The sequence below is a fragment of the Plantactinospora sp. BC1 genome (genome assembly GCF_003030345.1).
Taxonomy (GTDB): domain Bacteria; phylum Actinomycetota; class Actinomycetes; order Mycobacteriales; family Micromonosporaceae; genus Plantactinospora.
Window position 1 is genome coordinate 6,375,802 of record NZ_CP028158.1, and the last position, 12,943, is coordinate 6,388,744.

Sequence of the window (12,943 nt, forward strand, 5' to 3'; positions counted from 1 at the left end):
GTCAGTCGTCGTCGCCGTGCGCCTTCCAGGTCGGCACCGGCCCGCCGCCGACGCACTCGACCTCGACCTCGATCCGCCCGCCCGAGCCGTGGAAGGTCACCTCGGCGTCGTCGTCCGGACCGCGCTCGACCTCGCCGACCCGGTAACCCTGGGCCGGCGTCCAGGCGCTCAGCCAGACCTGCCGGCCGGCGCACTCGGCCAGCACCGTACCCCCGGGGGTGGAGACCAGCCGGCGCGAGTCGTCGGCGCCGGCCGGCGGCGCGGCGGAGAGGGTCGGGAAGGGGCTGGCGGTGCCGCCGGAGGGCGCCGCGCTCGGGGCGGCCGGCGGCGGGGTGGCGGCCAGCGCCCGGGCCACCTCGGCCGGGCTGCGCACCTCACCCGCCGGCCCGGTCAGCCCGGCTCCGATCACCTGTACGGCGGCCAGCCCGGTCCCGGTCGCGACCAGCGCGGCGAGCAGCCAGCCGGCCAGGGCGAGCAGGGTACGTCGACGCATCCTCCGATGATGCCCGCTCGGCCGTTAAGGCCGGTGCCGACGGACCCTAAGGAACCGTTAACGGCCCGCCCCGGCGCATCCTCGACCCGCTAGCCGTCGACCTCGGTGAAGAACCCGCGCAGGGCGTCGGCGACCAGCGCGGGCGCCGTGGCGGTCACGAAGTGCGACTGCCCGGCCCAGACCACCCGGCGCAGTCGCGGGATCGCCGCCGCGAGCGCGTCCATCGCGCTCGGCATCGGTTCCCAGGTGTCGGCGCCCTGCATCAGCAGGGTCGGCAGGCCGATCGAGGACCAGCGGGCGACGTCCGTGCTGTCGGTCGCCAGCGCTTCGAGGTCGTGCAGCCAGCCGACCGCCGACCGGCGCGCCTCGGCCGGGTCGGGCTCGCGGTCACCTGCCGCCGCGGCGAACGCCCGGACCACCTCCGCCGGGACCCGGGTCACCTCGTTCAACACCGCCGCCATCGCCACCGCGTCGTCCCGGTCGAAGGCGGCACGGTACCGGTCGAGCAGCGGCACCAGCTCCGACCCCGCCGCGAAGAGCGGTGGCTCGAAGAGCGCGAGCGAGCGGAACCGGGTCGGCTCGGTCGAGGCGGCGTGCAGGGCCAGGGTCGCCCCGTAGGAGGCGCCGACCAGATGAACCCGCCGGCCCGACGACGCGTACGCCGCCTCGGCCACCGCGACCAGGTCGGTGACCTCGTCCTTGAAGGACTTGACCGCCGGTGGGACGTCGCTGGGACCGTAACCGCGCCGGGCCGGCAGCCACAGCTCGTGGTCGTCGGCGAGCAGCTCGGCGACGCCGGCCCAGGAGTGCAGCCCGCCTCCCGAGCCGTGCACCAGGATCACCGGGTCGCCGGAACCCGTCCTGCGGACCACCAGTCGGGTGCCGTCCGGCGAGTCGACCTCCTGGTCGTGGCTGTCATGACTCGGCATTTCCACTCTCCTCCGTTTCGGTCGGCCAGTTGCTCAGCGTCGTGTGCATCGCGTCGAGGATGTGGCGCCAGGACGCGTCGACGTCGCGGGGATGACCGAACCCGTCGGCGCTCTCCAGCGTCGCGAAGCCGTGCAGGGTGCTGCGGACGAAACGCAGGGCGTCGGTCAGCCTCGGTTCGGCCAGCCCGTACCCGCGCAGCATCGCGTAGCTCAACTCGATCATGCGCAGGTGTCCGGCCGAGTTAGCGCCGACCTCGGCCGGCAGCGGCAGTTGGGTCGCGGCGTACTGCCCGGGGTGGGCCACCGCGAACGCCCGGTACGCGTCGGCGAAGCCGAGCAGCGCCTCCCGGCCGCCCCGTCCGGCCACGGCGAGGCCGAGCCGGTCGGCGAAGGTGGCCGCCGCCCGCACCGCCACCTGCTCGATCAGGGCGTCCCGGCCGCGCACGTGCGCGTAGAGCGCGGCGTCGGAGACCCCGAAGTGCCGGGCGACCGCCGCCACGGTCAACCGGGAGAGTCCCACCTCGTCCGCCAGCTCGGCGGCGACGCCCGAGACCCGCTCACTCGTCAGACCCTGGCGCGGCATACCGACCTTTCACCTTCTAAGCAAAAACTTAATGACCCTAAGATAGTAGCGCGTTCCGTGCGCCGGCCGGTCGGAGGGGCCGGTCGGCGGCCGGGCCGCCGCCAACCGGGTGCCGGAGGCCATTTCCGGGTTACCGTGCCGGTGTGGCTCGCCTACTGCTGATCGAGGACGACCCGGCCATCCGTACCCCGCTGCTGCACGCGCTGCGCGACCGGGGACACGCGGTAGCCGCCGTGCAGTCCGCGATGACCGGGCTGCAACGGGTCCTCGACGACCGGCCCGACCTCGTCGTACTCGACCTCGGCCTGCCCGACCTGGACGGGTTGGAGCTGCTCCGGATGCTCCGGGCGGTGAACAGCACACCGGTGATCATCGCCACCGCCCGGGACGAGGAGGCCGAGATCATCCGAGGGCTGGACGCCGGCGCCGACGACTACGTGGTGAAGCCCTTCACCGCCGCCCAGCTCGACGCGCGGATCCGGGCGGTACTGCGGCGCGGCACCGGCCCGGCCGACGGCCCGGCGGCGCTGGCCGTCGGCGAGCTGCGGGTCGATCCGGCGGGCCGGCAGGCGACCCTGGCCGGGACACCCCTCGAACTGACCCCCCGGGAGTTCGACCTGCTGCACTATCTGGCCGCCCGGGCCGGTCGGGTGGTGAGCAAGCGGGAACTGCTGACCGAGGTGTGGCAGCTGCCCTACGGCGGCGCCGACAAGACGGTGGACGTACACCTGTCGTGGCTGCGCCGCAAGCTCGGCGAGACCGCGCAACAGCCGCGCTACCTGCACACGGTGCGCGGGGTGGGGGTCCGGCTCGACGTACCCGGGACCCGGCCGTGAGGCGCCGGCTCACCCTGCTGGTCGCGGCCACCACCGGCCTGGTGCTGCTGGCCTTCCTGGTCCCGCTCGCGGTGCTGCTGCGCGGCGTCGCCGCGGACCGGGCGGTGGTGGCCGCCACCGCCGACGTGCAGGCGCTGGTCCCGCTGGTGGGGACCACCGGCCCGGACGGGCTGCGGCTCGCCGCCGAGCAGGTCGGGGCCGCGGCCGACCGGCCGGTCACGGTCTTCCTCCCCGACGGCGCGGTCCTCGGCGACGGCGCGCCCCGGACCGACGGCGTCGAGCTGGCCGCCCGGGGCGAGAGCCTCACCGTCGCGGGCGAGGAGGGCCGGGAGATCCTGGTCGCCGTGCAGGGCCGCCCGGACGGTACGGCGGTGATCCGCACCTTCGTCTCCGAGGAGGAGCTGACCCACGGCGTCTACCGCTCCTGGCTGGTGCTGGCCGGGCTCGGGGTGGCGCTGCTGCTGCTCGGCCTCGCCGTCGCCGACCGGCTGGCCCGGTCGCTGACCGCCCCGATCGCCGAGCTGTCGGCGGTCTCGCACCGGCTGGCCGGCGCCGAGCTGACCGCCCGGGCCACCCCCTCCGGCCCGGCGGAGCTGCGGGCGGTGGCCGGTGCGCTCAACCATCTCGCCACCCGGATCCAGGAGTTGCTGCGCGACGAACGCGAGCAGCTCGCCGACCTGTCGCACCGGCTCCGTACCCCGTTGACGTCGCTGCGGCTGGAGTCCGAGTCACTGGCCGACCCCCGGGAGGCGGCCCGGATCACCGAGCGGGTGGACGCGGTGGAGCGGGCGGTAACCGGGCTGATCCGGCAGGCCCGGCGGCGGGGCACCGACACCGGTACCGAACCGGTCTGCGACGCCACGGCGGTGGTCCGGGACCGGGTGGCGTTCTGGACCGTACTGGCCGAGGACACCGGGCGGGCCGTCGGGCTCGACCTGGCCGACCGGCCGCTGCCGGTACGGCTGCCCGCCGACGAACTGGCGGCGGTGCTGGACGCCCTGCTCGGCAACGTCTTCGCACACACCCCGGACGGGACCGGTTTCACCGTCGCGCTGGCGCCCCGCCCCGGCGGAGGTGCGCTGCTGACCGTCGCCGACAGCGGCCCCGGACTGCCACCGGCCCTGGTCGGACCCGTCCCCGCCGGGCTGGTGGAGCGTGGGGCGAGCGCCGCCGGCTCGACCGGGCTGGGCCTGGACATCGCCCGCCGGGCGGCCCGGGCCAGCGGCGGCCGGTTCGAGTTGTCGGAGGCCGACGGTGGCGGGGCGCGGGTCGCGGTCACCCTCGGACCGCCGCTGGCCACCAGCGGGTCGCCGTCCGCCCTCTTTACCGAGGCTTAGGGTTCGGACAGCGCGCCGCTATCCCGATCCGCGCGAACCTCGGTGCCGAGAACCCCGGAACCGGGTGTTCGCGACGATGGAGGAGACTGCGATGCGGCGAAAGACTCTGGTCCTGAGCGTCGGTGGCGTGCTGGCGGCAGCCGCCGTCGTCGGCACCGCGATCGGGGCCAGCGCGGCGGAGGGCGAGCGGCAGGGGTTCGGCGCCGTCGCCACCACCGCGCCCGCTGCGCCCACGCCCGGCGGCGGAGCGACGGGTACCCCCGGCGCCGGTTCGACCGCCACGCCCAGCGGTACGCCGTCGGGCGCACCGACCGGCTCTCCCGCACCGACCGGCTCGGCACCGGCCGGGTCCGTCGACTCGGCGCGGGCCGTCGAGATCGCCCTGGCCAGCGCCGGTGGCGGCCAGCTCGACGAGGTCGAGCGGGAGCAGGAACACGGGCGCGAGGTGTGGAGCGTCGAGGTCGTCAAGGACGGCTGGGAGATCGAGGTGGACGTGGACGCGGCCACCGGCGAGATCGTCAAGACCGACCGGGAGCAGGACGACGACAACGGCAAGGACGACGACCGCGACGACGAGGACGACGACAAGGACGACGACAACGACTGAGGCCGGTTCCCGGAGTAGGCGGAACCTGCCGTCTGCTCCGGGACTACCGGAGTGCTCCCCGCTGCTGTCAGTCGGTGCTGGTCACCGGGAGACGCATCGTCTCGCCCGTCCATGGCACAACTGGCACCACCGGACACTGCGACAGCGTTCTCGCGTCCGCGCGTTCTCGCGCCAGCACCTCGGTCCACTGCTCAGATGTACCGACGACCATGAAGGGGCCGAACTGTACTTCGATCGCGTCCTCCAGGACGCGCACCGGTATCGTCTCTCCAGCGATCTCCACGTCCCCGTCGATGCCGTCGGCGGCCTGTGCCAATGCTGCCTCCAGCTCTGGCAGTGCGACGGCGCCGCTCCAGGTGACACCCGGTCCGCGAGCGGACAGCAGCAATCGGCCCGCCTCCCACGCGCTCTGATACAGCGTCATTTCCAGCGCCAGCCCGTCAATCGGGTCTGGCTGGGGACTCTGCGTGTCGACCAACCACTTGGGTCGGACGGTGTCGAGGAGGTCGGTCATCGCCGCCGCCAGCAGGTTCCGCCGCGCCGCCAGAAATTCCGGGTACGTCGAAGACTCCCGTAGCCGTACGTCGAGTGGGACGAGGTGGGCGCGGAGTTCAGCCTCGCCCAGGCTCGAGAAGTAGGCACTCGGCGACTTGTCACTGATCTTCTTGTTCGCCTTCGCCGAGATGAAGGCGAGGTTGGCAAGGTCGTTGATGTCTGCCTTCGAGTAGGCGTCCCGCAGGGTCGCCACGGGGTGGATGTGGTGGTACTCCAGCTTCTGCGCCCCGTCCAGTCCTGGGGCAATGGCGGTGCCGTGCCACCAGTCGTGCGCCCCGTTCCGCTGGCAGGCTAGAAAGCTGAGGAAGAAGTACGGGCTCTCCCGGCTCCGCCCGGCGAGTGCGTCCGGCGTCACGACCAAGCGGGAATGAACTCCGAGGTTGCGCAGCAGGCGGCGCACCGGATCAGCGTCTCGCACCGCGGGGATGTCCTGGCCGAGCACGGTGTCGGTGGATCCGCTGTAGCGGTTGCGCACGTAGGCGGCCAGCAGCCAGTAGAGCAGCCCGTTTGCGGTGTCCTGGTCCAGCGCCTCGTCGTCCCGCTCGCCGAGATAGATCACGATCGGAATCAACGCGACAAGCGAGGGCAGCAGGCTCGACCGGCTGACGTTCAGGTTGTGTTGCAACAGCGGAACCAGGTGTTTTAGCCCTCGCTTGACCGTCTCCCAGCCGCGTTCCAACTGCTCGTCGCTCGCTTCGACGAGCCGGGCGTGTGAGTGCGCGGAGAGCCCTCGACCAAGCACGGCCCCGGCGAACGCGCGGGAGAGGAAGACCACGTCGAGTCCGGCGTAACCCTGCTTGACCCAGTGGTCAGCCTCCGCCTCCAGCTTGGCGAGGATTCCAGACCAGCGTGCGGAGAGGGTGGCGAGCGCCAGGTCGAGGGTCTTGAGTGCCCGTCCGCTGTTGACCCGAACGAAGATGTCCGCGACGTCCTCGTAGGAGAATCCGGTCAGGATCTCCAGGTGGTACCAGTACTGCTCGATGGCCTCGATCCGCTTGAGCCGCTGGCCGAGTTCCTTGGAATCGACCTTCACCCCGGCGGCGAGCAGTTCGCTGCGCAGTTCGAGCAGGTCGTCGTGGTTGAGGATGTCGTAGACCTTTACCCAGCGCGGGTCTTTCTTCGTCGCCGCGCTCTGGTTCTGGAAGGTCTCCTTCTCGACGTTGAAGACGATCTGCGCCTCAGGGTGGTCGTTGAAGACGCGGTGCAACGAGGTCAACCGTTGCTGGCCGTCGAGCAGGTAGAGCGGTTCCGCAGCCGGTTGCAGGGTGGGCGCGTCCGCCGCCACGTCCCGAGTCCGTGGCTTGTCGGTGGTCTTCCAGAAGAGCAGGGCTCCGGAAGGGTAGCCGCGATAGAGCGACTCGACGAACTTCGCCACCTGAGTCGGTTTCCAGACATACCCGCGCTGGATCTCGGGCAGTTTGATCTCACCACTGGAGATCTGGGAGACGAGCACGACGACCTGTTTGCTGGTCTTGTCAACGGGCACCGTCGGTCACTCCTCTTCGAAGCGGGCCTGTTCGAACTTCAGCACTCGTGCGTTCTCGGAAATCGTCCGGATCTCGTCGTCGGCGTATCCGTCCGGCTTGCGGGCGGTGATCTCGATGGTCAGTTCCAACTCGCCAGCTCGGGCGAGATGGGCGAGCACCTCGGTCTGGAGCCGGTTGAGTTCCTTGGCATAGAACTCGGTACGGGTCCGGTAGACCCCAAAGAAGTGGCTCGTCGGCTTCGGCTCGGGTGTCTCGGGTTCGGGGCGTGGCAGGCTGATCAACCCGGGACCGACGACCGTGGCGCCGGGGTCGTCTTCGGTCTTCGGGGTGGCGGCCTTCCGGGCGATCTCCTCCAGCTCTCGTTGCGCCAGCGCCCGGTCCGGGCGGACCAGCAGGGTGCTGTCGGTGATCGCCGCGAAGCTCGCCGAGCCGCCCGGGATGACGAGCCCGGTGTAGCGGCCGGTCGATTCGTCGTATCCGGTGGCGAGCGCGAAGCCTTCCCGCTCCCAGGTAACCAGGTTGAGCACGTCCTCGACGCCGTGGTCCAGCACCTGGCGGTCTCGAAGCCGGGGCAGGTAGGGATAGCGGGTGTAGTAGCCCCACAGCTCGCCGAGCGGGATGTGCCCGAGGTCCCATACCGACTTGAGCGGCCCGTCGAGCCGCATCCGGATCAGCGTCGGGGCGTGCACGATGCCGAGGGTGCCGTCGTTGACCAGCCGGGTGCTGACGCGCTCGGCCAGGGCGCTGGAGCCGTCCGCCTTGACCGCCTTGATCACATCGGGCTTGTCGGCGGCGGGTGGCTCCGGCAACAGGGCCCAGATGTACGCCGTGCCGATGCGCAGGTCGACGGCCTGATCCGCCTCCTTGATCCGGTTGCGTGCCTGGCGTTGCTGTGCCGGGCCGAGGCCCAGTTCCTCGTGCCGGTCGCCGATCTGCCGCCAGGCCAGGTACTCCCGGCTGGCCGCCATCAGGTCCTCCATCGCCCGGGTGTCGGCGGCGAGGCAGACCAGCATGTTGCGGTGCACCCGCTGGGCGGTACCGCGCTGGGCGAGCAGTTCGGTGACGAAGGTGACCGCGCTCGACTTGTCCTCGCCGCGCCGGTGAGTGTAGCGGGGATGCAGCACGACCAGCCGGGCGTCGTCGACGTCGGGAACGTCACCGGTGGATTCCGGCGCCGGGTGTACGGCAGCGAACTTGCCCCGGACAGTCGTCTGGCTGGCACGCAACCGCTTGATGATCTCGGCCCAGACGTCCTCCGGGTGCAGCCGCTCGGCGTAGTCCCGGGCGGTACGGGTGACGGATGGCTGGGTGTCGTACCAGTAGCGGCCCGACTCGGAGTAGAGGTAGGTCGCCCGGTCGGCGAGGACGTGCAGCGCGGATCCGAAGTTCCCGACGGTGTCGCCGGGGACGGCCGAGCCGAGCCAGATCCGCTGCTGGTCGATGCCCTTGTGTGCGCTGCGCAGAGTGGCAGCCGACCCGAGGAACATCGTCCGGGCCAGCCGGCGGGTCATCCGACGTTGCCCGAAGGTGGTCCGCTCGATGTCGATCCGCACCGGGGTCGACTCGGGGCCGTCGATGTCGGCGTCGACGACCGGCTTCCAGGAGTCTTCGAGATATTGGGTCAGCTCGGTGAGCACCGGCAGGTCTTCGAGCTGCACGTTGCCGGGCATGATCAGCGGGGCCGGGTCGTGCGCCTGCCAGGAGGCAAAGATGATTTTGCTCATCAGCCGGAGCACCCCACGGGTCCGCTGGAAGCGGTCGAGCGTCGACCAGTCGATGTAGAGCCGGTCGAACAGCTCCGGGTGCACAGGATAGGCGGCGCGGATCCGGGCCTCGTAGGCCGGTTCGGAACAGTTGGCCGGGAATTCCAGCCGGTGGTCGGCGTAGAATTGGGTGAATCGCCGGGCCACGGCGGCGATGTGGGTCCGGGCCTCGCCGTCCGGCTCCTCGAAGAGTCGGCGCCGGACGATCTCGAACGACTCCTGCTGGGACGCGGACCGCCACTGGCTGGCGACCCGGCCCACGACGTTCTGGAGACGGGCCAGCGCGTCCTGGCCGCGCGGACCGCCCACCTCGATGGCCGCGCCGCCGTCGTCGGCCTCCCCCCGGTCCGAGGCCGGAATGGAGATCACCAGTAGCGCGCCGGGGGTGGCCTTGACCGCCTCGGTCAGGTATTGCGCGAAGGTGAACTGCGTGTCGAAGGTGCCGGCCGGCAGCGCCCCCGGTTCGTCGGCGAGCTGGCGGGCGTAGGCGACCCACTCGTCGATCAGGATCAGGCACGGGGAGTAGGCCGCGATCAGCATGCTGAGCGCTTCGCCCGGATTGGTGCCGGTGCGGTCGGCCTCGGCGATCTGGGTGTATGCGGGCCGGCCGCCGAGCTGCCAGGCCAGTTCGCCCCAGATGGTTTGCACCATCGTGCCGTCCGGCTTCGGCATGCCGAGGCTCGGCGAGAGATGGTCGCCGACCAGGGCGACCCGGCGGATGTCGGCACCGAGCGCCGCCAGGTCACTGCCGGCGAGCAGTTCCTGCATGTCCTGCGGGTATGCGGTCAGCGGCTTGCCGGAGAAGGCGTGCCAGAGTGCCAGCATCGAGTGGGTCTTGCCGCCACCGAAGTTCGTCTGGAGATTGATCACCGGGTCGGCGTTGGGGTCCCTGCCGATCCGCCGGACCGCCTTGCCGAGCAGGTCTCGCAGCCCTTCCGTCAGGTAGGTGCGGCGGAAGAACTCGACCGGGTCGCCGTACTCGTCCCGGGCCTCTCCCCGGGCGACCTGGGCGAGGTCGGCGGCGAACTCGCTGGCCGAGAAGTTGCCGGTGGCCACGTCGGGATGAGGCTTGATCACCTCACGCCACGGCTTGAGCCCGCTACCGGCGACGCCCGGCTCGACGGTGGCCTTAGCCGCCCGACCGGCGTGCTTGGCGAAAAACGCCTGCTGGTGGTCGTAAAGCATCCGGGTCAACGCCTCGGCCTGCGGCACCGCGCCGACCGCCTGGCAGAGCCGGACCATGCTGTCCAGCGCCCGGCTGGTGTCGTTGTCGGTAAACGCCCGCCCGTGCGCCCACGAGTTCCGGACGTCCCGCAGTTCCTGGGCGAAGCCGCGCTGGACGTGGGAGAGCTTGTCCCGGAACGGCCGCTCCTCGGTGATGACCCGCAGCCAGGTCTGCGGATCCTCCCGGTTGTAGGCGTGACTGGCGCGGTTGCCCCTCCGTTCGGCGAGTACCTCGGTCCAGTCCCGGCCCTGGTCGACCGTGGGCGCCATGATCCGTTCGACGAACGGCGCGACCCCCTCGGTCAGCAGTTCCAGCCCACGACCCACCCGGTCCCGGTTGCTCTGCGCCATCAGCGAAGCGCCCCTCCCCCACCCAAAGGCGGCAAGCGTCACGGTTGCGTCGCTTACCGTACCCCTGTCGGTCGATCTCGTGTCCTGACGGACGGCCCGAAACCGTTCGAACCTTTGGCGCTCAGCCCATTGCCGTTGCCCGCCCCAGTAACCGTTCGATAGCGTCTGGTAGCCGAACGGAGGGTTGTTTGTGAGCCTGGCGCAGGTCGCTGCCTCGCTCTCGGCGGTGCTCCTCGACATCGCCGGGCTTCGGGCACAGATCGCGGCCAACGCCAAGGCGGTAGCCGGAAGAACCGAAACCCTCGTCGCCCTGACCCAGGGCAGCCGGCATCCCTCGGTCGAACAGGCTATCCGGAACGGCGCCGCGACGCTGGAGCGGCTACGGGAGGCCGATCAACAGGCTGCCGGTGCGGTGGCGGCGATCGTGGAGTACGGGCGGGCCATCGGCATCGATCTGCCGGCGCCCGCCCAACCAGGTCCGAGTTCACCGGCCCCCCGGCCGCGACGCTCGGATCCGGAAGCGTCAGTCGAATCCACGCCCTCCGACGCGATTGCCGCGATCGGGCGAAGCCTTCCGGTTCGGGCCAGCGCACGGGACCGCACCACCGGGATGTTCGCCGGTGAACTCATTGTCAGCGGCGAAGATCCTGCGACGGTAGCCGACCTTCGCCCGCTCCCTGGTGGCGGATGGCCGGACTCCGTCATCAGCCACGTGGAGAGCCATGTCGCGGCACGGATGCGTCGGCAGAACCTGTCAGAGGGCGAAGTCGTACTCAACAACATCACCTGCGGTAACCGCGGATTCGACGCCGACTGGCCCGCGACCTGCGAACGCTATATTCGCGACCTGTTGCCGGCCGGATCCCGGCTGACCGTCTGGGCGACGCCGGACGGCGGCGCGACCTGGTGGACGCGGACCTACCGAGGTACGGGTGAGAGGATAAAGAAGTGACATACCGGGTCAGTTACGACATGGACGAAGAGACTCTGCCCGATGCCGAGGCTGTTTCCGCCTTCTTCGACAAACGGGCACACCGGATCGCCCCGCACGGCCGCCGAGCGAACACGTACTGGATCGGCCCGGCCGGCGGCGAGGACGTTCTGCGGGTGGACCTGGACTACGACGCGGGCCGCGCGGCACTGCGCTGGCTCCCCGACAACAGCCACGGCGTGGAACTGGGGCCGGGTGCCCCCATCGTGGTCCTCGAATCCTCCGATCATCCGCCGGTCACCATCCCCGGCAACCTGGCTCGGGTCTCGATCGACCTGGCCCGTGCGGCCGTCGCCGCCTACATCCGGACCGGGCAACGTCCATCCACCGTCGCGTGGTCCGCCGGCTGACCGGCAACAGCAGAATGGCCTTCGCCGGCAGCGGGACCGCCAGGCGAGCCTGGCGACTCCACCCGAGTCGCGGGTGACTCATGGATTGGTATTTCGGAGACAGGCACCGGGGTGGCCGTCCCGGGCGTCGCATCGGCCACCTGCCGGAAGCAGCCGATCGCAATAGACCCGACGGCGTACGTCCTGGGCGTCCTCGGCCGAGACGGTGATCTCGCCGACATCCACCAGGCCGAGGAAGGCCAGCGAGTCGGCCAGGCAGGCCGCCAGGTCGGCGGCGGCCTCGATGTCGGATACGACAACCGGCAGGTGGATGACGTGCCGACCCGACACGTCAGCCACCCGGTCACCGTCGTTCATCGCCGCTCCGCGCGATGGCGGCCGGACGAGTTCCGGCTCTGCCACTGCCGAAGGTGCACCTTGAGCCGTTCGTTCTCGGTGCGGACCATTGCCAACTCGTCCTGGAGCGCTGTCAGGGTCTCCGCCAGCGCGGTGAGGAAGAGCCGCACCTCCGACGGTCGGTACCCACGCCGGCCAAACGGCGTGAGTGGGAAGGTCGCTGTCCGGATCTGGCCGGGGATCGGCGGGGGGTGGACGCCGCCGCCGTAGAGCGTGCCGCTCGGCCGAGCCTCGGCGGGCGTGCGCCGTGCTCGCCGACCGTAGTCGCTCATTGGGTTGACCCCTCGCCGATGAGGGTGGTCAGGTCGATGTAGGGGTCGGCCCGTCGCACCACGACATCGATGGCCCCGTCGGGAGAACCCACGAGCCGCCAGCACCCGGCGCCCCCACCTGGCGAGCCGGCACGGGTGTGGGTGCGCGTCCCAGAGACAACGCGGTCCCGTCGGCTCGTCGTCGGACACGTGCAGGACGAGCGCGCGAACGGCGAACCGGACGTGCTCCTCACCGATCCAGACGGGAAGCGGGATCTCCCACTCCTCCGACGCTTTCGGCTCCTCCGGCTCCGGCTCTTCCGACTCCGGTGGCTGCGCGGCGGCCGGCAAACCATCCACCACAGCTCTCCCCTCGATCGGGTTCTCTGGAGTGGCACCGAGGCGGGCGGGGTCGTTCGTCACGTAAGGGGGAAGGCGACGACCGGCGGCCCAGCACCCGCCCCGGGCCATGGAACGAGACTGCCGAAGACCCGACGCCACAAGCGAGACGCGCAGTAGATCGCCAACATCAATCGCGAGTGTTCTGTTGTGCTGATAGGTCCCGCCGATCAGCACAACCGATCGCCTCTTCCAAATGGCCTTGTGCAGCTATAGCATGCCGTCATGGACAGCCACTGGCCGGAGACAGGATGAACGTTCATCCAGGCTCAGGACCGGCGATCCCCAAAAACTTCTGGGAGCGAGATGATATCCGTCCGGCCCTCGCCAAGCGAGATGTTGCAACCGTGTTCCGATTTCTACAACGGTGCGGTGTATCTCAGCGGCATAT

12 protein-coding genes are annotated in these 12,943 nt (G+C 70.7%); 5 read left to right on the forward strand and 7 right to left on the reverse strand.

The window, feature by feature from the left end; all coding sequences use genetic code 11:
• Position 1 precedes the first annotated feature (1 nt).
• From C6361_RS37205 to C6361_RS28000, 3 genes are all read right to left on the reverse strand, one after another.
• A complete protein-coding gene (locus C6361_RS37205) occupies positions 2-493 on the reverse strand; it encodes a septum formation initiator (protein ID WP_159079510.1) in 492 nt (163 codons plus the stop codon).
• Positions 494-582: 89 nt separating this feature from the next.
• Positions 583-1,422 (reverse strand): alpha/beta fold hydrolase, encoded by an 840-nt coding sequence (locus C6361_RS27995; protein ID WP_107269536.1) that lies wholly within the window; start codon positions 1,420-1,422, stop codon positions 583-585.
• Positions 1,409-2,005 (reverse strand): TetR/AcrR family transcriptional regulator, encoded by a 597-nt coding sequence (locus C6361_RS28000; RefSeq protein ID WP_107269537.1) that lies wholly within the window; start codon positions 2,003-2,005, stop codon positions 1,409-1,411. Before C6361_RS28000 ends, C6361_RS27995 begins: the two co-directional genes overlap by 14 nt.
• A 143-nt stretch (positions 2,006-2,148) precedes the next feature.
• Here C6361_RS28000 and C6361_RS28005 point away from each other — a divergent pair, with 143 nt between their 5' ends.
• From C6361_RS28005 to C6361_RS28015, 3 genes are all read left to right on the forward strand, one after another.
• Positions 2,149-2,841: a response regulator transcription factor gene (locus C6361_RS28005; protein ID WP_107269538.1), complete on the forward strand. Its 693-nt coding sequence runs from the start codon at positions 2,149-2,151 to the stop codon at positions 2,839-2,841.
• The gene (locus tag C6361_RS28010) at positions 2,838-4,178 is read left to right on the forward strand and encodes a HAMP domain-containing sensor histidine kinase (RefSeq protein ID WP_107261304.1); all 1,341 of its coding nucleotides are present in this window, start codon (positions 2,838-2,840) and stop codon (positions 4,176-4,178) included. Before C6361_RS28005 ends, C6361_RS28010 begins: the two co-directional genes overlap by 4 nt.
• Before the next feature lie 91 nt (positions 4,179-4,269).
• Positions 4,270-4,785, forward strand: coding sequence for a PepSY domain-containing protein (locus C6361_RS28015; protein WP_107271228.1), 516 nt, complete (start codon positions 4,270-4,272; stop codon positions 4,783-4,785).
• Positions 4,786-4,852: 67 nt separating this feature from the next.
• Here C6361_RS28015 and C6361_RS28020 read toward each other — a convergent pair whose 3' ends face one another.
• A complete protein-coding gene (locus C6361_RS28020) occupies positions 4,853-6,826 on the reverse strand; it encodes a DUF262 domain-containing protein (RefSeq protein WP_107269539.1) in 1,974 nt (657 codons plus the stop codon).
• Between the two features lie 6 nt (positions 6,827-6,832).
• On the reverse strand, positions 6,833-10,165 hold the full coding sequence (locus C6361_RS28025) for a Swt1 family HEPN domain-containing protein (protein WP_107269540.1): 3,333 nt from the start codon (positions 10,163-10,165) through the stop codon (positions 6,833-6,835).
• A 190-nt stretch (positions 10,166-10,355) separates the two neighbouring features.
• Here C6361_RS28025 and C6361_RS28030 point away from each other — a divergent pair, with 190 nt between their 5' ends.
• Positions 10,356-11,117 (forward strand): DddA-like double-stranded DNA deaminase toxin, encoded by a 762-nt coding sequence (locus C6361_RS28030; protein ID WP_107269541.1) that lies wholly within the window; start codon positions 10,356-10,358, stop codon positions 11,115-11,117.
• Complete coding sequence (locus tag C6361_RS28035) at positions 11,114-11,506, forward strand: Imm1 family immunity protein (RefSeq protein ID WP_107269542.1); 393 nt, start codon at positions 11,114-11,116, stop codon at positions 11,504-11,506. Before C6361_RS28030 ends, C6361_RS28035 begins: the two co-directional genes overlap by 4 nt.
• Before the next feature lie 78 nt (positions 11,507-11,584).
• On the opposite strand, the gene C6361_RS28040 is transcribed toward C6361_RS28035, so the two are convergent.
• Positions 11,585-11,836 carry a hypothetical protein gene (locus tag C6361_RS28040; RefSeq protein WP_107271229.1) on the reverse strand — a complete coding sequence of 84 codons (252 nt, stop codon included), beginning with the start codon at positions 11,834-11,836 and terminating at the stop codon, positions 11,585-11,587.
• A gap of 23 nt (positions 11,837-11,859) precedes the next feature.
• On the reverse strand, positions 11,860-12,624 hold the full coding sequence (locus C6361_RS39300; RefSeq protein ID WP_369931455.1) for a DivIVA domain-containing protein: 765 nt from the start codon (positions 12,622-12,624) through the stop codon (positions 11,860-11,862).
• Positions 12,625-12,943 lie beyond the last annotated feature (319 nt).